The sequence below is a fragment of the unidentified bacterial endosymbiont genome (assembly GCF_918320885.1).
Lineage (GTDB): Bacteria > Pseudomonadota > Gammaproteobacteria > Enterobacterales.
In genome coordinates, this window is sequence record NZ_OU907312.1 from 374,703 (window position 1) to 393,841 (window position 19,139).

At 48.5% G+C, this 19,139-nt stretch carries 14 protein-coding genes and 2 pseudogenes; 12 read left to right on the top strand and 4 right to left on the bottom strand.

What is annotated here, in order from left to right:
• Positions 1–74 precede the first annotated feature (74 nt).
• The 3 genes and pseudogenes from lptF (at position 75) to NL324_RS01905 (ending at position 3,447) form a co-directional block, all read left to right on the top strand.
• The gene (gene lptF, locus NL324_RS01895; protein ID WP_253306098.1) at positions 75–1,163 is read left to right on the top strand and encodes an LPS export ABC transporter permease LptF; all 1,089 of its coding nucleotides are present in this window, start codon (positions 75–77) and stop codon (positions 1,161–1,163) included.
• Between the two features lie 34 nt (positions 1,164–1,197).
• Positions 1,198–2,265 carry an LPS export ABC transporter permease LptG gene (lptG, locus tag NL324_RS01900; protein WP_253306099.1) on the top strand — a complete coding sequence of 356 codons (1,068 nt, stop codon included), beginning with the start codon at positions 1,198–1,200 and terminating at the stop codon, positions 2,263–2,265.
• Positions 2,266–2,697: 432 nt separating this feature from the next.
• Positions 2,698–3,447: pseudogene (locus NL324_RS01905) on the top strand (IS5 family transposase).
• Positions 3,448–3,766: 319 nt separating this feature from the next.
• On the opposite strand, the gene rmuC reads toward NL324_RS01905, so the two are convergent.
• On the bottom strand, positions 3,767–5,248 hold the full coding sequence (gene rmuC / locus NL324_RS01910; protein ID WP_253306100.1) for a DNA recombination protein RmuC: 1,482 nt from the start codon (positions 5,246–5,248) through the stop codon (positions 3,767–3,769).
• A 33-nt stretch (positions 5,249–5,281) separates the two neighbouring features.
• Positions 5,282–6,094: a bifunctional DNA-formamidopyrimidine glycosylase/DNA-(apurinic or apyrimidinic site) lyase gene (gene mutM, locus NL324_RS01915; protein ID WP_253306101.1), complete on the bottom strand. Its 813-nt coding sequence runs from the start codon at positions 6,092–6,094 to the stop codon at positions 5,282–5,284.
• A gap of 130 nt (positions 6,095–6,224) precedes the next feature.
• Between mutM and mioC the strand changes: the two genes are divergently transcribed.
• The 3 genes from mioC to rsmG all read left to right on the top strand — a co-directional run bounded on the left by mioC (position 6,225) and on the right by rsmG (position 9,599).
• Positions 6,225–6,698: an FMN-binding protein MioC gene (gene mioC, locus NL324_RS01920; RefSeq protein ID WP_253306102.1), complete on the top strand. Its 474-nt coding sequence runs from the start codon at positions 6,225–6,227 to the stop codon at positions 6,696–6,698.
• A 363-nt stretch (positions 6,699–7,061) separates the two neighbouring features.
• Complete coding sequence (mnmG, locus tag NL324_RS01925; RefSeq protein WP_253306103.1) at positions 7,062–8,969, top strand: tRNA uridine-5-carboxymethylaminomethyl(34) synthesis enzyme MnmG; 1,908 nt, start codon at positions 7,062–7,064, stop codon at positions 8,967–8,969.
• Entirely contained in the window at positions 8,970–9,599 is a 630-nt protein-coding gene (rsmG, locus tag NL324_RS01930) for a 16S rRNA (guanine(527)-N(7))-methyltransferase RsmG (RefSeq protein ID WP_253306104.1), read from the top strand.
• Between the two features lie 723 nt (positions 9,600–10,322).
• On the opposite strand, the gene NL324_RS01935 is transcribed toward rsmG, so the two are convergent.
• On the bottom strand, positions 10,323–11,150 hold the full coding sequence (locus NL324_RS01935; protein ID WP_253306105.1) for a Cof-type HAD-IIB family hydrolase: 828 nt from the start codon (positions 11,148–11,150) through the stop codon (positions 10,323–10,325).
• 269 nt (positions 11,151–11,419) lie between these two features.
• Here NL324_RS01935 and NL324_RS01940 point away from each other — a divergent pair, with 269 nt between their 5' ends.
• From NL324_RS01940 to NL324_RS01955, 4 genes are all read left to right on the top strand, one after another.
• Positions 11,420–13,345 carry a PTS mannitol transporter subunit IICBA gene (locus NL324_RS01940; RefSeq protein ID WP_253306106.1) on the top strand — a complete coding sequence of 642 codons (1,926 nt, stop codon included), beginning with the start codon at positions 11,420–11,422 and terminating at the stop codon, positions 13,343–13,345.
• Complete coding sequence (locus NL324_RS01945; protein ID WP_253306107.1) at positions 13,342–14,499, top strand: mannitol-1-phosphate 5-dehydrogenase; 1,158 nt, start codon at positions 13,342–13,344, stop codon at positions 14,497–14,499. The genes NL324_RS01940 and NL324_RS01945 overlap by 4 nt, the downstream gene beginning before the upstream one ends.
• A gap of 125 nt (positions 14,500–14,624) precedes the next feature.
• Complete coding sequence (gene plsB, locus NL324_RS01950; protein WP_253306108.1) at positions 14,625–17,021, top strand: glycerol-3-phosphate 1-O-acyltransferase PlsB; 2,397 nt, start codon at positions 14,625–14,627, stop codon at positions 17,019–17,021.
• A gap of 23 nt (positions 17,022–17,044) precedes the next feature.
• Entirely contained in the window at positions 17,045–17,206 is a 162-nt protein-coding gene (locus tag NL324_RS01955) for a hypothetical protein (protein WP_253306109.1), read from the top strand.
• A gap of 141 nt (positions 17,207–17,347) precedes the next feature.
• Here the strand turns inward: NL324_RS01955 and tnpC are convergent.
• Positions 17,348–18,295, bottom strand: a pseudogene (tnpC, locus tag NL324_RS01960) (IS66 family transposase); the annotation flags it as partial.
• An 84-nt stretch (positions 18,296–18,379) separates the two neighbouring features.
• On the opposite strand from tnpC, the gene NL324_RS01965 reads away from it, so the two are divergent.
• Together NL324_RS01965 and tnpB are read left to right on the top strand one after the other, a co-directional pair.
• The gene (locus NL324_RS01965; RefSeq protein WP_253306110.1) at positions 18,380–18,772 is read left to right on the top strand and encodes a transposase; all 393 of its coding nucleotides are present in this window, start codon (positions 18,380–18,382) and stop codon (positions 18,770–18,772) included.
• Entirely contained in the window at positions 18,766–19,116 is a 351-nt protein-coding gene (tnpB, locus tag NL324_RS01970) for an IS66 family insertion sequence element accessory protein TnpB (RefSeq protein ID WP_253307098.1), read from the top strand. The genes NL324_RS01965 and tnpB overlap by 7 nt, the downstream gene beginning before the upstream one ends.
• The last annotated feature ends 23 nt before the right edge of the window (positions 19,117–19,139 follow it).

A 19,139-nucleotide genomic window follows, 5' to 3' on the forward strand; every position in this document is an offset into this window, starting at 1 on the left:
TTAGCACCATCTATGGGAGAAGACGCTATCGCTTTTCTCAGCAAAACACAAGGTTTCTCAGAGGATCCCAGCGTATGATTATTCATCGCTATCTGATAGGACAGGTGCTAAAAAATCAGATGGCGCTGCTGCTCATTCTGGTTTCAATTTTTTCCTGTCAAAAATTGATCCGGGTATTGTCTGATGTAGCCACTGAGGCGTTATCTGCTCGTTGGCTATGGGCCATAGTAGGCTTCGGCTTCCCCTACATGCTGCAATTGATTATCCCCTTATCGCTATTTTTGAGTCTATTATTAACCTACGGGGCTCTCTATGCCAATGGTGAAATGGTTGCCATGCAGGCAGGGGGCCTGCCTCAGTGCAGTTTGCTCAAGGTAGCCTGGTGTCTGGCACTCCTCTCCTGCATCCCTGCAACCGCTAATCTGGTGTGGTTTGGACCTAAAGCAGCCCATTATGAACGCCAAATGGTACAACAGGCTACCAATCACTTGGAGGCAGTCGCTTTAGCCAAAGGAAAATTCAGGCGTATTGGGCGTGATCCCTGGGTGTTATTTATTGGGGACTCCAAGGATCACCAGTTTACACAGCTGTTTGCCGCCCAAGGTCATCCAGCGGCCGGCCACCCTTTTGCTATTTGGATTGCTGAAGCTGGATCCCTGCAACAGCGAGCCGATGGATCACGAATGCTGCTACTGGATAGCGGCGTGCATTATCGCGGCCTGGCTCCGGATCAGCCGTTACACATCACTCAATTTAAACAGTATCAAGTGCATTTCAGCCAAAAACAACCACCCTCTTTAGAAAAAAGCCTAGAGGGACATAGCCTCCGCTGGTTATGGCGCTCCTCAAAACCCGCAGCACGCCGAGAGTTGCACTGGCGCTTATCCCTGCTATTTTTTATACCCTTAATGGCTTCGTTAGCGGTTCCTCTTAGCAAGCACAACCCCAGACAACCTCGAATTTTTAGCCTGTTGCCGCCCCTGCTGCTCTATTTAATCCACTTCTTGTTCCAAACCTTGGTTCGTTCCGCACTAGAGCGCGGCCAATTGGGTACAGTTGCCTGGTTTTGGGCGATCAATGCCGGCTATCTGTTACTGGCATTCTGGCTAAATATTCCGCATCATTGGCGGCCACTACGCCAACGATTCTCCCTAAGAACCTAGTACACCCTATCACGCTTTGAGGAGCCCTATTCGCATGAAAGTGGTTGAGCGTTACCTAGGACGGAGTATTGTGGGCGCCACCTGCTTGACCCTTCTAGTCCTCATCGGCTTATCGACCAGCATTAAATTTCTTGAACAGTTAAGACAAACTGGTCAGGGGCACTATAATGGCTGGCGTGCTGGCTGGTATACCCTACTGACACTACCACAGGACCTGCGGCTTTTTTTCCCCCTCGCTGCCCTACTAGGGGTACTATTAGGGTTAGGGATTTTAGCCAGTCATAGTGAATTGGTAGTGATGCAAGCCTTGGGGTGTAGCCGAGGCCGCATCATGGTGGCGGTTAGCAAAGCACTGCTGCCCTTTATCGTACTCTGTATGGTCTTAGGAGAATGGGTGGTGCCTTGGTCGGAGCAAGCGGCCCGGCAGTTCCGCGCCCAAGCTATCGAGGGCGGGACCCTCTTACCGGTGCAGGGGGCGCTATGGATCAAAGATGGTTCAGACTTTGTCTATATTGGACAGTTGACCCATCCGCGGCGACTACAAGGGATCCACATTTACCATTTTGATGATCAGCAGCGGTTAACGGTCATCACCCAAGCGCAATCAGCGACCTTTCAACAGGAGCACTGGAAGCTGCATCACGTCACTAAACGGATCTTAGTCGCCAATCAACCCATCATTACCGAACAGGCTTTGGTGAGTGATTGGTCATTACCGTTATCCCCTGAAAAGCTTGGGGTTGCCACGATGGATCCACAAACACTCTCGATGATGAAGTTGACCCGTTACATTGATTACTTAAAAAAAAGTGGGCAGGAGAGTAGTCGCTACCAGTTAGAGTTCTGGAAACAGCTACTGGCGCCGTTATCGACACTCGTGATGTTATTTCTCGCCCTCTCCAGTATGTTTGGGCCATTGCGGCAAATCACCGTCAGTATGCGCATGATGATGGGTATCGCTGGCGGTTTTATTTTCTATGTACTGAGCGAGCTATTCAGCCAACTCAGTGTGGTCTACAAATTGTGGCCTTTCTTAGGCGCGGCGCTGCCTTCGTTACTCTACTTAGCACTGGCCACTCTCTTACTAAAACGCAACCATTAAAACTCTCTTAATTATAGAGGAAAACCAATATTAACCAATCCAAGTTCATAGACCTCTAGCGCCCATAATTTAAAACTTTTTGTACAGCAATTAATTAAAAAAAACAAAGATACCCCACTTGTTTAACAAATGAGTTTAATTGATATCTCTATTTTATTTTGTTAGAGTGCTCTTGCTTCTTGGAGTTTTATTCATTAACCAGGGAAGGTTTTAGCCTCAGTGCGGTGAGTATAAACCGTTGAATCATTGCTTTATCAATTAATTACTATGGGAGGTGTTTTATGTTTATCAAAAAACATTTCAGTGGTTCATTAGCTGTTTTAATTTCGGCCATTATCCTAGGGCCTGTTGAGGTTTCGCTATAATTTATTGAAATATAAGAGCAAACTCGTAATATTGTCGTTGTGATACCAACAAAAAAACGAGTTTGCAATGCCCCGCTTAATGCTCAGTGATGAGCAGTGGTCGAAGCTAAAAACGATCATGCTTCAAGAAGGAATTTATGACAAGCTCAATCTTTGATTGGAAGTTAAGGGAATGTTCTATCGAATGCGTGTAGGGTGCCCTTGGCGTGACTTGCCGAAGCAATTTGGCAAATGGGCCTCCCTCTACAAAAAATTTAATGACTGGTCGATGACTGGCAAGTGGTTAAGGATTTTTAAAGCAGTAGTCCAAGATCCTGATTTGGAATGGGTATTCATGGATGGAAGCTATGTAAAGGCCCACCAACATAGTGCAGGGGCTGCTGGTAAGGATTGTGAGGCCATTGGCATCAGCCGGGCAGGCCGTACCAGTAAGATTCACCTGGCAGTAGACAGCTATGGATTACCCATTTCTTTTAAAATTACCGGCGGACAAGTTCACGACTGTTTAGCGGCTCCGAGCTTGATAGAATCCTTTCCACCCCCTGAAGTTCTGATGGCTGATAAAGGTTATGACAGCAAGGCAATACGCCAACAAATCTCTGAGAAAGGCACTGTTCCGAATAGTCCCAGAAAGAAAAACTCAGTGATAGGGAACGCTAGCCTAGATAGGCATCTGTATACACTCAGACATCTTGTGGAAAATGCCTTCGCCAGGCTAAAGCATTTTCGAGCCATTGCCACCAGGTTTGATAAATTGAAGCGCAATTATCAAAGTATGCTAGCCATGGCTTGTAGTTATCTATGGCTGCCCATGTGAAACCTCAACAGGCCCTAATAACACCTCACCAACTTCTATAAGAATACGTTATGAACCAAAAAACCCAATAGCGATACAGTTTATAATGAACCAAGAAGTGATAGAGAGACCTACCCTAATGACTGATACGATTGATTGTCACTGGGAATCAACTGGAGAACCTGTGCTACTGCCAGGTGACGCCTTTGATTGATTGTTATGCTAAGACGACGGCTAACACTTTGATAGTTCTGGAATTAGAGATATCAATGAAAGACCAGGTTAACGCCATACTGCTAATGAAATAATAGCATCAGGCCAGAAGCGCAACATCGCATTATTAAACACAATCAGCTAAGGGTGGTTTCTGGGAGCCCTCTTCGAGGATCTCCTCCAAATCCGGTTCCTGGGCTTGTTGCTCTAGCTCAGGACTTAAAGGACGTTTGACAGCCACACCCAAGTGGCGAAATTTTTCAGCCTGACGAATTAAATTACCTCGACCACTGGCTAAATTTTTCATAGCCTGCTGATAACTCTCTTGGGTTTTGGTTAACGAGCGCCCTAGATGCTCCATATCGGTAACAAACAGCCGGAATTTATCATAGAGGGTTGCCGCATTGTCGGCTATCTGTTCAGCGTGTTGACTCTGCCGTTCATAACGCCAGAGGTTTTCAATGGTCCGTAACGCGATGAGTAAAGTGCTAGGGCTGACCAACATCACCTGTCGCTGTAGGGACTCATTGAGTAGCTCTGGGGCATGATCGAGCGCTAACAGCAGTGCTGGCTCTACTGGAATAAACATCAAAACATAATCTAAGGAGCCTAATCCCAGCAGCTTATGGTACTCCTTATGGCCCAATTGACGGATATGGTTGCGAATGGAGCTCAAATGCTCCGCCAACGCTTGGGACCGCTGCTCCCCAGGTTCCCCATTAAAGTAACGTTCGTACGCAATTAGAGAGAGTTTAGCATCAATAATCACCGATTTATTCTGGGGAAGCCGCACAATGACATCCGGCTGCCAGCGTTGTGCTGAATCAACCGTGATACTGACTTGTGTCTGGTACTCATGCCCCTCGCGAAGTCCCGACGCTTCTAACACCCTGGACAGTACCATCTCACCCCAATTTCCTTGGGTTTTGTTACTGCCTTTCAGCGCTTGGGTCAAGTTAACGGCATCTTGTGCCATCTGTAGGTTTAGCTGCTGTAATTGGTGGATCTCATGCACTAGGGTGTGACGCTCACGCGCCTCCTGCCCAAAACTCTCTTGCACTTGTCGGCGAAACCCGTCTAGCTGCTCTTTCAAGGGAATTAATAATTTCTCCAAGCTCAGACGGCTCCGCTCTTCTACTTGGTGGTTGCTCTGATTAAAAATCCGGTTGGCTAAATTCTCAAATTGAGTAGTGAGGCGCTGTTCACTTGTGACCAACAGCTGCTGTTGCTGGGCTGCCGCCCGCTGGCTCTCCTCAAAACGCACCTCAATTTCACGTTGCTCCGCCTGCTGGGCTGCCTGAAGCGTTTTTAACTGGTTTAATTCCTGAATCAGGGTCTCGTAGCTGGTTCGCCAATGGGCTTGCTGCTGTAAAGCTTCACGCGTTGAAGCTAGGCTCACCTGCAGCTGCTGGTATTCTGCTTGCAAAGCGCGTAGCGCCTGCAGCTGTTGATCACGATCAGCAGAGCACTGTTCTAACCGCTGCTGCAATAAACGCTGTTCAAGCAGCAGCGCTTGTCGCCGCTGCTGGCATCGAAACCAGAACCAGCTAACAATAACTAATAGCGCAGTGATTAAGCCTCCTGCAATCCTTAATATCCGTATCTCCATAGGATCTCCTCAGCGAGGTCGTTTGGCAGCCGGCTATTCAACCTGGCAGGTTGGACAATAAAAAGTGGAGCGTTGGGCTTGACGCAGGCAAACAATCGGTGTGTCACACCGTTGACAGGGCTGCCCAGTACGCCCATAAACCTGTAATTTCTGGGAAAAATAGCCTGGTTGGCCGTCGACCTGCCTAAAATCACGCAGGGTACTGCCGCCCTGTGTAATCGCTTCCTGGAGGAGTTGCTGAATGTTCACAGCTAAACGATCAGCCGCCTCTTGATCCAAGCGCCTAGCTTGGCAGCAGGGGGAGATCGCCGCGCGATAAAGGGCTTCACTGGCGTAGATATTCCCAATACCCACTACGACACTGTTTTTCATTAACCAAGGCTTGATCGCCATCTTTTGACCACACACCGCTTGGCCCAGATAGGCACCAGTAAACGCGGGTGAGAGCGGCTCTACCCCTAAGTGAGCCAATAAACGGTGTTGATAGGGATCAACACACCATAGCCAAGCGCCAAACCGGCGTGGATCGGTAAAACGCAATAGGTTACCACTCGCCAGCAACAGATCAATATGATCGTGCTTGTTGACTGGTGTGTGCCCAGGAAGCCACTGTAAACGGCCAGACATCCCTAAGTGGATGACGAACCAGCCACTCGCCAGCTGCATTAATAGATATTTGGCGCGCCGCTGTAAACTGATGATCGGTGCCCCGGATAACTGAAATAGCTCAGGGGCCACTGGCCAGCGTAATTGAGTCTGGCGTACTACAGCCGCCTCAATGGCGTCACCCACTAGCCTAGGCCGCAGCACACGACATAGGGTTTCTACTTCAGGTAATTCAGGCATCCATTTCTACTGATAAACTAGTCAAAGGTGGGAAAAAGCGGCTACCACTCAGGAGATCTCACTGTATCATAAAAATTCGACCACCCCTTTAAAATAAAAACCTGCTTTCTGGGTTCAGGAGCCCATCACAATGAAAACTATCACCGTCATCACTGGCAGTACCTTAGGCAGTGCAGAGTACTTAGCCGAACACTTATGTGAGCCACTAGAAGCCGCAGGCTTTATTGTCAAACTACACCATGGGCCGATGCTCGAACAGCTCCCTCGGCAGGGGGTGTGGCTGATCATCACCTCAACCCATGGTGCAGGAGAGCTCCCTGAGAATCTACAACCACTGTTTGCAGCGCTGAAAGAGAGCACCCCTGATTTGCGTCAGCTTCACTATGGGATCATTGGTTTAGGGGATAATAGTAGTTATGACACTTTTTGCCAAGGCGCCATCACCGCTGATCAACAATTGTGTGATCTTGGGGCGCAAAGCATCGTGCAACGCTTAGAAATTGATGTGAGTAGTGAACCCGATCTAGAGGCCTGTGCGGAAGCGTGGTTGCAGTGCTGGCTGGCGACCCTGACTGAAACATCCGGTAACACTAACAACCTGTGAGTAACCGCACTGATAAGCTTGGAACAAACCGTGAGCAAACTGTAGACCGTTTGGGCCCTGGATCAAGCGGTGGATAGATCGTGATCTTATCCACCGCTTAAAAGATCGTAGATCACGCGACACACACCGGAAACGATCCCACTCGATACCTTGATCTATAAGGGTTAAATAGCCTTATGCACCGCAGAGGACGATCCTAGTAGTAGTAAAAATAAAAAAGATCCTAAAAGAAGATCTTATTATTAGACAGGATCATCCACCCAGGATCACTGATCTTAAAAAACCGCTCCTGGTGCTGAACAACCACCCGAATAAGCTGTACAATCACCCCAAGGGTTTATCGCCTAACGAGATCATTGGACTATGTTTCATTCAACCATTTTTGACGTCATCATCGTGGGTGGCGGCCACGCCGGCACCGAAGCTGCTTTGGCCGCCGCTCGGAGAGGACAACAGACCTTGTTGCTCACGCACAACCTGGACACGCTGGGACAGATGTCCTGTAATCCAGCAATTGGCGGCATCGGGAAAGGTCATCTGGTCAAAGAGATCGACGCGTTAGGTGGTTTAATGGCTTTGGCTACTGATCAAGCGGGGATACAATTCCGCATCCTCAATGCCAGCAAAGGGGCAGCGGTACGGGCCACTCGAGCTCAAGTAGACCGAATGCGTTATCGACAAGTCGTTTTTTCCGCTTTACAGCAACAACCCAACCTATTTATTTTTCAGCAAGCAGTCGACGATCTTCTGCTAGAAGCTGATGAAGTCACCGGCGTGCTGACTCAAATGGGTCTGAAGTTTCGTGCCAAAGCGGTTGTTTTGACCGTCGGCACGTTTTTAGAGGGTAAAATCCATATTGGCCAACAAAAAAGCCAAGGGGGACGTGCCGGTGAGCCGCCAGCGACCCGCTTAGCACAAAGGCTACGAGAACTTCCACTCCGTATCGGACGACTCAAAACGGGAACCCCGCCGCGCATTGACCGCCGCTCTATTGATTTTCGGACTTTAAACCTACAACAGGGGGATACTCCAAAACCGGTATTCTCCTTTCTGGGCACAGCTGATCAACACCCGCAGCAGCTTCCCTGCCACTTGACCTATACTAACCAGCAGACCCATGATCTGATTCTCGCCAATTTAGACCGTAGTCCGCTCTATAGTGGTGAGATTGCTGGGATAGGGCCGCGTTACTGTCCCTCCATTGAAGATAAAGTGATGCGTTTTGCTGATCGATCGCAGCACCAAATTTTTTTAGAGCCTGAAGGGCTCAACAGCAACGAAATCTACCCAAATGGCATTTCAACTAGTCTGCCTTTTGATGTGCAATATCAGCTGGTACGTACTATCCGAGGATTAGAGAACGCACACATCACGCGTCCAGGGTATGCTATTGAATACGATTTTTTCGATCCCCGCGATCTTAAACCAACCCTTGAAAGCAAATTGATTCAGGGTCTGTTTTTTGCTGGGCAGATAAACGGCACCACTGGCTATGAAGAGGCAGCGGCCCAAGGGCTGTTAGCTGGACTCAATGCGGCGCTTTATGCTAATCAGCAACCCCAATGGTATCCACAGCGTGATGAAGCCTATTTGGGGGTCTTAATGGATGATCTCTGCACGCAAGGAACTAAAGAGCCTTACCGGATGTTTACCTCCCGAGCGGAGTACCGCTTACAACTGCGGGAAGATAATGCTGATCTCAGACTCACGGCTAAAGGGCGTGAACTAGGATTAGTTGACGATAAGCGTTGGAAGCTCTTTAACCGCAAGCTTGAACAGATAGAAACAGCGCGGCACCATCTACGAACCACCTTTATCCAGCCGGGAGATGAGAATGCTAAAAGACTGGACCCCTGGCTGAAATCCCCGTTATCTCATGAAATCAATGGCGAAACCCTGCTTCGACGACCAGAAATAGAGTATCAGACACTACTAACCTTGCCGATATGGGCATCACTGGCACTTGATCCGACAGCTACCGAACAAGTCGCAATCCAGATCAAATATTCAGGCTATATTGACCGCCAACAAAACGAAGTGGATAAACAGCGGCGTCATGAACAGACACCGCTACCGTTAACACTGGATTATCAGTTAGTCACTGGTCTCTCTTGTGAAGTCATCAGCAAACTGAACGATCACAAACCAACCACCATTGGTCAAGCTAGCCGTATTGATGGGATAACCCCCTCAGCTATCTCACTACTGCTGGTTTGGTTAAAAAAACGGGCGCTATTGCAAACCACAACGCTAGCGCTGGTGACTGAATAAATGCTAAAACTGTTTGACGAACTCTTATCAGCCACCCCCTTACAGCTCACACTAGAACAAAAAAAAGCGCAACTACACTACCTAGCGCTGCTCACTCACTGGAATAAAGTTTACAACTTAACCGCAGTACGGCAACCCGAGCAGATGTTATCACGCCATATAATGGATAGCCTATCGGTTGCCCCCTTTCTACAAGGAGCACATTTACTGGATGTCGGCAGCGGCGCAGGGTTACCAGGTATCCCTTTAGCCATAGCGCAACCTGAGCGGCAGTTTACGCTGTTAGACAGTGCTGGAAAACGCACCAGGTTCTTAACCCACGTACAGCAGCAGTTAGGCTTAACGAATGTTACCGTGATACAGAGCCGAGTGGAGAGCTTTAGGCCAACACTACTCTTCGATGGGATCATGAGCCGTGCATTTGCGGCGCTTTCGACGATGTTAAATCAGTGTCACCATTTACTCTGCGCCAACGGCCAATTTTATGCGATGAAGGGTAAGCTGGCAGCGGAAGCGCTAACAGCAATAGCCGTTGGTTTCAGCGTAACAGAGATTATCTCTTTACAAGTTCCTGGGATATTCAATGAGGAGCGTCATTTGGTCGTTATCAAAAACAGTGTGAAAAACTAGAGATCACCGATTGAGATAATCCAATATTGAGCCAACCACCTCCTAGAGCTACCGTTTGAATCTCCTTCACCACCCAGATCTCTTTCTCGTTAATTACTTTGGCGTGCGATTTGCAAGTTGTACCTATGATTCTCTCAGCCAGTAACGGGTAGAGAGACCCGCTGTTTCCTCAGCTGTAGCCTACTAATAAAAAAATAACTTTTCTAATAGCTGCTATAATTCAGTTACAGGCTTGTTGGCCACTGAGTTGGGATAACATCTGACTCCCAGAGTGGTCGGTAGGCTCGCCCTGAATTTAAGATCAACCATCTACATCGTACCTACCTACCTAGTGGAAGAATCTAAGAAAGTTAATCTCGGTTTTCTCAGCATAATAACTATTGCCATAGCGTTATCTGAGATGGCGACTGATATTTATATTCCTGCAACGCCCACAATTGCTTACGAATTTTGTTGTGCAATCTCTGAAGTAAAGCACACCATCACTTTTTAGGTGTTTGGCAATGCAATCCCACAAGCTTTAAGCGCTCTTTCTAAAAACATTGGTGCAGGCGCGGCGCTGATAACCTTTTTACAGATGATTTTAGCTGGTGGAATGGTGTTGGCTTCTGGGGCGCTACCGCAGGATACACCGATCAGTATCTATCTTCCTTATCTTTTACTAATAGTCACTTGCTCTCTTATTTTGTCCTGCAGATCCCAACAGTTCAGGTTAATGTGATTTTAGATATCTGAATAAAAAAACTGATTACGAAGATAATGAGCCACGGCATCTTCTTGATGATCGCCGATCATTTCTAATTCCGGTAGGCTCTCCTTCAATCGTTGAACGCTATTGGCCATCATACAGCCTTTACCAGCCATGGTGAGTAGCTCTAAATCATTCATGCCATCTCCAAAAGCGATACAATCTTTTAACGTGTATTGTTGGGAGGCAAACAGTGGATGGGCTAGAACCCTCTGCAGGGCACACCCTTTAGAAACAGTGCTGGCCATCACCTCTAAACAATTTTTTTGCGAAAAGGTGACATTGACTTGATCACCCCAATCAGCATGAATAGCCCTCTCAAGCGGAATTAACGCTTCGTGGGCCCCTAGATAGAACACCTTGCATAATGGGGGTAAGTTTTGTAAATTCGTTGGAAAAAGATCGTAATGAAACAAGGAATCTCGATGGAATTGTTCTAGATCAGGGACAGCGCTATTGATAAACCAGCCGCTATCATGATAGGCGCTGGTGATAATCCCCTGCGCTATAGGGACCAGTTGTAACAAATGATGGGTAATGGTTGTTGAAATATCTTGTTTAAACAGTAAGTTCCCTAAATTATCATGCACACGGGCGCCATTGGCTGTGATCATAAAACAACAAACCCCTAGCTTTTTTTGAATACACTGCACATCAAGGGTATGACGGCCTGTGGCAAAAATGAAATGGACTCCTTGTGTGATCAGCCACTGTACTGTTTCTTGCGTGAAGCGGCTCATAGTATGTTCTTGATTGAACAAGGTCCCATCCAGATCAGCAACAACGATAGGGTAACGTATCATCAGGGGCTCCAAATTAGTCACCATTGTTTAAAACTAAAACCTCTGTTTTTTTAGAGACCTTAACACGACTAATAGTCTGCTGATAGGGGCTTAAGAAGCATAAGCGCCTGCCACTGGGTTTTTTAGCTTTTTTTGATAAAATTGATGCTCTACTAGGAGTATCAGCCGTTGATAACTTATAGTACCCCAAGCTTCAGGTGAAAGGTTAGTTTTGGTTTTCTGTGAAAAATTAAAATCAAACCGTTAAAGTGGGAAACCTAGGGATTTTAATGTTAACAACTGACCTAGAAATCAAGATACAGCGCTTTGGGCGCTTCTTAAGCAATCTCATCATGCCTAATATTGGGGCCTTCATCGCTTGGGGGCTCATTACGGCGCTGTTTATCGAAAAAGGCTGGTTACCTAATGAGCATTTGGCACAACTGATTGTGCCAATGCTCACTTACTTATTGCCGCTACTAGTTGGCTATACTGGCGGTCAATTGGTCGGCGGGGCGCGCGGCGGCGTGGTCGGTGCTATAACGACCCTGGGAGCGATTGTTGGCTCCCAAAGTCCCATGTTTATCGGCGCCATGATAGCTGGCCCGCTCGCCGGCTATACGCTTAAGTGCTTTGATCAGCTGGTCGAAGGGAAGATCAAAAGTGGCTTTGAGATGTTAGTCAATAACTTCTCCCTAGGTATCATTGGTGCATTACTCTCGCTACTGGCTTTTCTCTTCCTAGGACCCTGGGTAGAGAGTTTCTCAGGTGTGTTAGCCGGTGGCGTGAACTTTATGCTCCAACACAATCTGTTACCCTTGATTACGGTGTTGACTGAGCCAGCTAAGGTTTTCTTTCTTAATAATGCGATTAACCATGGCATTTTCTCACCCTTAGGCATTCAAGAAACAGCAGCAGCAGGACAATCGCTGTTTTTTCTGGTTGAAGCTAATCCAGGTCCAGGGCTAGGGGTGCTGCTCGCTTATGGGTTATTTGGCAAAAAAACGGTTAGACAATCAGCCATGGGTGCTACCATCATCCATTTTTTCGGCGGCATTCATGAGATCTACTTTCCCTATGTTTTGATGCAACCTCGACTGCTGTTAGCCGTCATTGCGGGAGGCATGAGCGGACTATTTACCCTGATCTTGTTTAAAGCGGGTTTGGTAGCACCGCCTTCGCCCGGATCCATAGTGGCTATCATAGCCCTATCGCCTCCTAGTTCGTTATTAGGGGTGCTCACTGCAATCGGTGTGGCGACACTGGTCTCTTTTGTAATAGCCACTCTATTGCTAAAACCAAGTAAAGAGAGTGAGCCGTCACTAACCGATCTGGAGCAAACCCCTGGTCAAACAGCCAGTTCTGCCAAAACTAGGCGCGTGATCGGGCCGTTAACTACCGCAACAAACGGCCCCTTAGTGGCTAAAATCATTGTCGCTTGTGATGCTGGGATGGGTTCAAGCGCCTTAGGGGCTGGGCTTCTAAAAAAACGTGTCGAAGCGGCTGGATTAACGACTGTCAGCGTTAGGCATTGTGCGATTAATCAAATACCTCATGACGCTGATATTATCATCACACACCATAGTTTAACGCCGCGAGCTCAACAGCGCTGCCCCACAGCGGAGCATCTGTCGCTCAACCACTTTATGGAGGCCCCTTTTTACGATACTTTGGTAAAACGGCTGTTAACCCAGTCACTGCACGCTCGGGCCGCTGAGCCCTCGGCTCCGGCTATCAGCGACCAAGGGGTGGCGGTTCCCGCTGTAAAAACGCGCTGCCAACTGCGGGCTCAAGATGTTTTTTTAGCACAACAGGCTACGAATAAACAGCAAGCCATTCGCTTCGCCGGTGAGCAGTTGGTGAACAATGGTTATGTTACTCCAGCCTATATCGAGGCGATGCTAGCCCGTGAAGCCCTGGCTTCAACCTACCTTGGAGAGTCCATTGCCGTCCCGCATGGCACGACGGAAGCTAAAGCTTTGATCCTGCATAGCGGCATGGTTATTTGCCAATATCCACAAGGGGTGCTCTTTGGCGAGCAAGCCGATGAGCGAGCTCGGTTGGTCATCGGAATCGCAGCCCGTGATCAGGAGCATGTGCAACTGCTGGCCCAATTAACCAGCGCCCTGGAGGATCCCTTGATGATCGAGAAACTGGTAACGACAGAAGCGATAGAAGATTTCCTCTTGCTGTTGAATAGTGAGGAGACGGTATGAAAGTCCTGTTATTTGGTGCGGGCAATATCGGTCGAGGATTTATCGGCAAACTCTTGGCAGAGCATCCTGGTACCGAGCTGATTTTCGCTGATGTGGCGCAACCGCTGATTGATCAGCTGAATCAACAGGGCGCCTATCCGGTACAGACGGTTGGCGAACAGCAACGAACGGAGTGGGTCCGAGGGATCACAGCGCTACATAGCAGCAGCGAAGCGGCCATTCAAGCGGTGATCACCGCCGATCTTATCACCACTGCCGTTGGCCCAACGGTTTTGAAAACTATCGCAGCTATTATTGCACGTGGCTTACTGCGGCGTGAGGCTGACAATGCTAAGAGCTGTTTAAATATTATCGCCTGCGAAAATAGCCTACACGGGAGCACGCAGTTAAAGCACTTTGTTTTTGAACAGTTACCAGAGAGAGCCCGGATTTGGGCAGAGCAGACCATTGGTTTTGTAGATGCTGTCGTTGATCGCATTATTCCACCATCCCCAATGACTACCGTCGACTTGGCGGTTACGGTAGAACCCTTTAGCGAATGGATTATTGATCGCAAACAAATTAAAGGAACGTTCCCGGCAATTACTGGTTTAGAGCTGAGTGACGATTTAACCGCTTTTATCGAGCGTAAACTGTTTACTTTAAATACTGGTCATGCCATGACCGCCTATCTCGGTTATTTAGCTGGCCATGAGACCATTCGCCAGGCGATTCTCGATCCACAGATAGCTAGGGTCGTTCGTCATGCCATGCAGGAGAGTGGCGCCGTATTAGTTAAACGCTATGGTTTTGATCCACAGCAGCATGCGCGCTACATTGAGAAGATCATCGATCGCTTCAAAAACCCCTCATTAAAGGATGCCGTGATCCGTGTAGGCCGTCAGCCTCTACGTAAGTTGGGGGCAGAGGATCGCCTCATTAAGCCGCTAGTGGGCGCTTTCGAAAATCAATTGGCCTATGGGAATCTCCTAAAAGGGGTGGTTGCCGCTCTATGCTACCACCATGAGGCGGATCCAGAAGTGGTCCGTTTACAGCAGCTGATCACCCAACAGGGCGTTAGCACAGTGCTCTGTACGGTTTGTGGCTTAGCAGATAACCCGAAACTAGTGACCGAGATCAGCTGTGCCTATCGGGATCAAGTGGCCGTAGCCTAACCCTGATAAGACAACAATAAACCACCAATCGTAAAAAAAGGTGGCTAATTAGTCGTTCTAGGCAGCGCTAACGGCTTATTTTTGTTATGCTTGCTCGCATTTTTATCTAGAGAGATCAGCAAGCTATGTCTATTTGGCGTTGCTTTTGTCGTCAAAGCTTACAGTTACTACTCAGGGTGTTTGCGCACGAAAGGCAAATCCCTGCAGTGCGACCACCTCCTCTGTTAACCTCTGATCACCGCATTATTTACCTATTGCCCTATCGTTCAGCGATCGATCTGTTGGCTTTGCAGCGCTACTGCCTCAATCGACAGCTGCCAGATCCCTTAGCCACTGAGATCCTTCAGGGCCAGGCCAGTGCCCATTATCTGTTTCTGAATGAAGGGGTTGATTTACTGGATAAAATAGAACTCGATCAACCCTCCGTTCAGTCGCTCCTGCAGCATCTCAATCTGCTGCAGGCTCAAGCCTCAGTGGACTTTCAAATCGTGCTCGTTACCCTGATGTGGGGACGATCACCGGGTTATGGGAGGGCGGGGTTAAACCGGGTCTCCTGGCGCTGGTTAACGGCCTGGCGGAAATTTTTCAGCCTAGTGAAGTTTGGCAGGGATCTCTTTATTCACCTGGCGCCTCCTCTCTCTCTACAGAGCGTTTCCCAGCGCTTAGCGATTGATAAGCCACTGGATATCCAAAAATGGGCCCGCCTAGCCTGCAGGTTTTGGGCACGTCACTACTGGATGGTGGCTGGCCCCGCTCTGCCACAGCGCTCTCAGCTGTTGCAGCACTGTTTGCAGATCCCAACCCTGCAAGCGGCAATGGCTAATGAGGCGCGTAGTAAGCAAAAGGATCTGGCACTCATAGAGCGGCAGGTGCTAGCGATGTTTAATGAGATGGCTGCGCACTTTTCTTATGGGTTGCTCCGTTTTTCCTACCGTCTTTTTTCATGGTTATGGAATCGCTTATATCAAGGCATCGTCATCAATGAGATCAAGCCCATTCGCCAACGGGTATTAGCCGGTCATGAGATAGTTTATCTGCCCTGCCACCGTAGCCACATGGACTATCTGCTGCTCTCTTATGTGTTGTATCGTGAAGGATTAGTTCCCCCCCATATCGCGGCGGGCATTAATCTCAACTTTTGGCCGGTAGGCACGCTGTTTCGGCGTACGGGAGCCTTTTTTATTCGTCGTAGTTTTAAGGGCAATAAGCTGTACTCGATGGCACTACAGAGCTATTTAGCCACGCTATTTTCCCAGGGCTGCCCAGTGGAGTATTTTATAGAAGGGGGGCGTTCACGCACCGGCCGGCTGCTGGCTCCCAAGACCGGTTTATTAAGCATGACGTTACAGGCATTGCTCGGTGGAACTCCTCGTCCTGTAGTTTTAGTGCCGGTGTATATTGGTTATGAGCATGTGGTGGAAGCCTCGACTTATGCCAAAGAGTTGGCCGGTCATGTGAAGCAGCCAGAGAGTCTCTGGCAACTATTGAGGAGCCTGAAAAACCTGCGCCATTTAGGACGTAGCTATGTTAACTTTGGGGCCCCTATTTCGCTAAACAGTGATCTGAATCCGCCAGTGCTGGAGGGGAAGTTTGAGGGCACTGCTGGTAACCTGACTCGCTCAAATGGGTTACAAACCCTGGTGAACCCCTTAGCGCAGAAGGTGATGGTTGCTATCAATCGTGCGGCGGCGGTTAATGCGGTCAATCTCTGTGTGACGGTGTTGTTAGTCGCTGAGCAACAGCGCCTGCCCCGTGCGCTGTTAGCGCGTCAATTAACTTGTTATTTGCAACTATTGCGCCAGGCGCCATACAGCAGCAGCTGCACCCTACCAACGGAGTCGGTTGAGGCCTTGATTGAGCAGGCTATCAAGCTAGGCAAAGTGCTGCCGCTAACGCCTGATGAGCCAGAGTCGATCCTCGCATTACCACCGACACAAGTGGCTGAGCTCAGCTATTATCGTCACAATATTCAACATCTGCTGGTACTACCCTCGCTGATAGCCAATTTACTACTGAATCAGCCAGGGATCAGTGCGACAGTCATGGCGCAGCTGATCAACTTACTGTATCCAGTGCTGCAAGCGGATCTGTTTCTTGATTATTCAGAGCCTTCATTAGTCGAACGCATCAGAACGGTGATCGAGTCGCTGAGCAACCAGCAGCTCATTCGGTTTCGAGGGGAGGGTTATCGATCTGATCCTTCAACTGTAGCGATGCTAGCGCTACTAGCAGCCGACACGCAGGAGTTACTCCAATGCTACCTACTGACAGTACAGTGGCTGCTACGTTATCCCCACTGGAGTCGTCGTACTTTAGAAGCCCAGATGGCCAGTGTGGCTGGAACTATTTCAGAGGGTGTAGCCCTCCGTGTTCGGGGCTTTTTTGATAAAGGATCGACTGTTATTGCCACGCTACAAGCAGCAGGAGCAGCCCTATTAGGCTGCTTAGAAACGCTGTTACCGCCGGCGCAGGTTGCCTCCATCAAGGCATTAAGGCCTGAGTCCTCTAGAAATTCGGTTTAAAAATATCCAAGTAAAGAATAGCTATGGAACATCGAGAAGAAAGTAACCAAAACAATCAGCCTAATTTCACTGCTGCTATAGAAAATCTTCAAGCCTCAGTGGCCAAACTACAGACTCTGCTCACTGATCTGTCCCGGAAAAAATGCGCACTGAGTTTACGCTGCTGCTTCATAAGCCATGGGTGAAAGATAATTCAGTGTAGAATGTCTACGCTGACGATTATAAAACGATGCTATATGGTCAAATATGTAAGCGACAAGCCAGTACCGTATTGACTATTGAGCAGAGCGGTTCATGTTCGTAAGCGGTGCGTCAGAGACGTCTTGCTAAGAGGAGAGTTTTATGTTCCATGGCAAGAGCTCTTTGATCCGATTGATTGGATAATCAGCAATCACTGTTAGTACCTGGCGTAAGTAACCCTCCGGATCAATACCGTTTAATTTACAAGTTCCGATTATCGTGTACAGGTTAGCAGCATACCCACCGCCGCGATCTGAGCCCATAAATAGGTAATTTTTACGACCTAAACTCACTACCCGTAAGGCATTTTCAGCAATGTTGTTATCGATCTTTATCAGGCCATTGCTGCAGAACAGATTCAGAGCACTCCAATGATTCATCAGATAATTGAAGGCTTTTCTTGTGTCGGAGTGACTTGATAGGGTTTTCAATTTTTCCTCTACCCAACTCTTTAGAGCTTGCAGTAAAGGGAAGCTTTGTTCCTGGCGAATAGCTAATCTATGCGCTGCGGTCTGACCGCGTATATCAGCTTCAATAGCATACAGCTTGCCAATACGCTCTAAGGCTTCCGCAGTGGTTTTTGAGGGATGACGTACATGCACATCGTAGATTTTTCGCCGGGCATGCGCCATGCACGCTGCTTCTTGAATCGCTCCTTCTGCATATAATTTATCAAAACCCGCATAGGCATCCGCCTGGAGCACGCCACGATAGCTTGCTAAGTGGCTCTGGGGACGCACTCCTTTGCGATCTGGGCTGTAACTAAACCATACCGCCGGAGCTTCTGCTGAACCAGCATTACGATCATCCCTTACGTAGGTCCACAACCTCCCAGTCCGGGTTTTACCGTTACCGGGTTCCTGAACCTGCACTGGGGTGTCGTCGCCGTGAACTTTTGTAGAGTGTAAAACATACCGATTAATCTCAGTCACCAGGGGGCTTAGCAACTCACTGACCGCCGCCATCCAACGACCTAGCGTACTGCGGCTCAGTTCAACCCCTTGGCGTGCATAAATCTCTGACTGCCGATAGAGGTAAGCGACAAGCCAGTACCGTGTAGAAAATGGACGGTGATGCCGTCAAAGTAGTTCTCTTTTAAAATCCTGCTGGGAACTACCATGATCGCTAACATTACTAGGGCGAATAACCGCCGTAAGCCAGCTTATTACAGTCCTGAATTTAAACAACGCCTAGCGGCAGATGCCAGTCAGCCGGGGGTTTCACTCTCAACTATTGCTCAAAAAGAAGGCATCAGCCTATCTGCTCTATCCAAATGGCGAAGGCAATACCAGCAGCCAGAGCCTGCCACCTTGTTCCCGATAGCAGTTGAAGCAGACAGTCCACTCCTTCCAGCTAGCCAGTTAGAAAGTAAGGGATCTCCGCCTGTAGAGATAACAGCCTCGCCAATGGGGATGATCGAGATCACACTACAACAAGCTAAGATCCGAATTAATGGCTTGGTTGATGCCAATGCATTACAGGTCGTATTGAAGAGTCTGTCAGGATTCTGAGTCTGCCGGCAGGGACCCGCATCTGGCTAATGGCCGGGGTGACCGATATGCGCAATAGTTTTCAGGGACTATCCGCCAAGGTGGAGAGCACCTTAAAGGCATCACCTTTCTCTGGCCATCTATTTGTCTTTCGCGGTAAGAATGGTCATTTACTTAAAATATTATGGTCTACTGGAGATGGGTTGTGCCTGCTATCCAAGCGATTAGAGCGGGGACATTTTGTTTGGCCGGGGGCTCGTGAGGGCAGGGTGTTTCTAACGCCAGCTCAGTTAGCCATGTTACTGGAAGGTTTAGAGTGGAAGCAGCCCAAACGGATTAACACTCAGCGGTTATCAATATTGTAATTCCTGTAACCGACGTGTAACGT

Coding starts and splice junctions, on each gene's coding strand:
- lptF (WP_253306098.1), top strand. CDS start 75: ATGATTATTCATCGCTATCTGATAGGACAGGTGCTAAAAAATCAGATG.
- lptG (WP_253306099.1), top strand. CDS start 1,198: ATGAAAGTGGTTGAGCGTTACCTAGGACGGAGTATTGTGGGCGCCACC.
- rmuC (WP_253306100.1), bottom strand. CDS start 5,248: ATGGAGATACGGATATTAAGGATTGCAGGAGGCTTAATCACTGCGCTA.
- mutM (WP_253306101.1), bottom strand. CDS start 6,094: ATGCCTGAATTACCTGAAGTAGAAACCCTATGTCGTGTGCTGCGGCCT.
- mioC (WP_253306102.1), top strand. CDS start 6,225: ATGAAAACTATCACCGTCATCACTGGCAGTACCTTAGGCAGTGCAGAG.
- mnmG (WP_253306103.1), top strand. CDS start 7,062: ATGTTTCATTCAACCATTTTTGACGTCATCATCGTGGGTGGCGGCCAC.
- rsmG (WP_253306104.1), top strand. CDS start 8,970: ATGCTAAAACTGTTTGACGAACTCTTATCAGCCACCCCCTTACAGCTC.
- NL324_RS01935 (WP_253306105.1), bottom strand. CDS start 11,150: ATGATACGTTACCCTATCGTTGTTGCTGATCTGGATGGGACCTTGTTC.
- NL324_RS01940 (WP_253306106.1), top strand. CDS start 11,420: ATGTTAACAACTGACCTAGAAATCAAGATACAGCGCTTTGGGCGCTTC.
- NL324_RS01945 (WP_253306107.1), top strand. CDS start 13,342: ATGAAAGTCCTGTTATTTGGTGCGGGCAATATCGGTCGAGGATTTATC.
- plsB (WP_253306108.1), top strand. CDS start 14,625: ATGTCTATTTGGCGTTGCTTTTGTCGTCAAAGCTTACAGTTACTACTC.
- NL324_RS01955 (WP_253306109.1), top strand. CDS start 17,045: ATGGAACATCGAGAAGAAAGTAACCAAAACAATCAGCCTAATTTCACT.
- NL324_RS01965 (WP_253306110.1), top strand. CDS start 18,380: ATGATCGCTAACATTACTAGGGCGAATAACCGCCGTAAGCCAGCTTAT.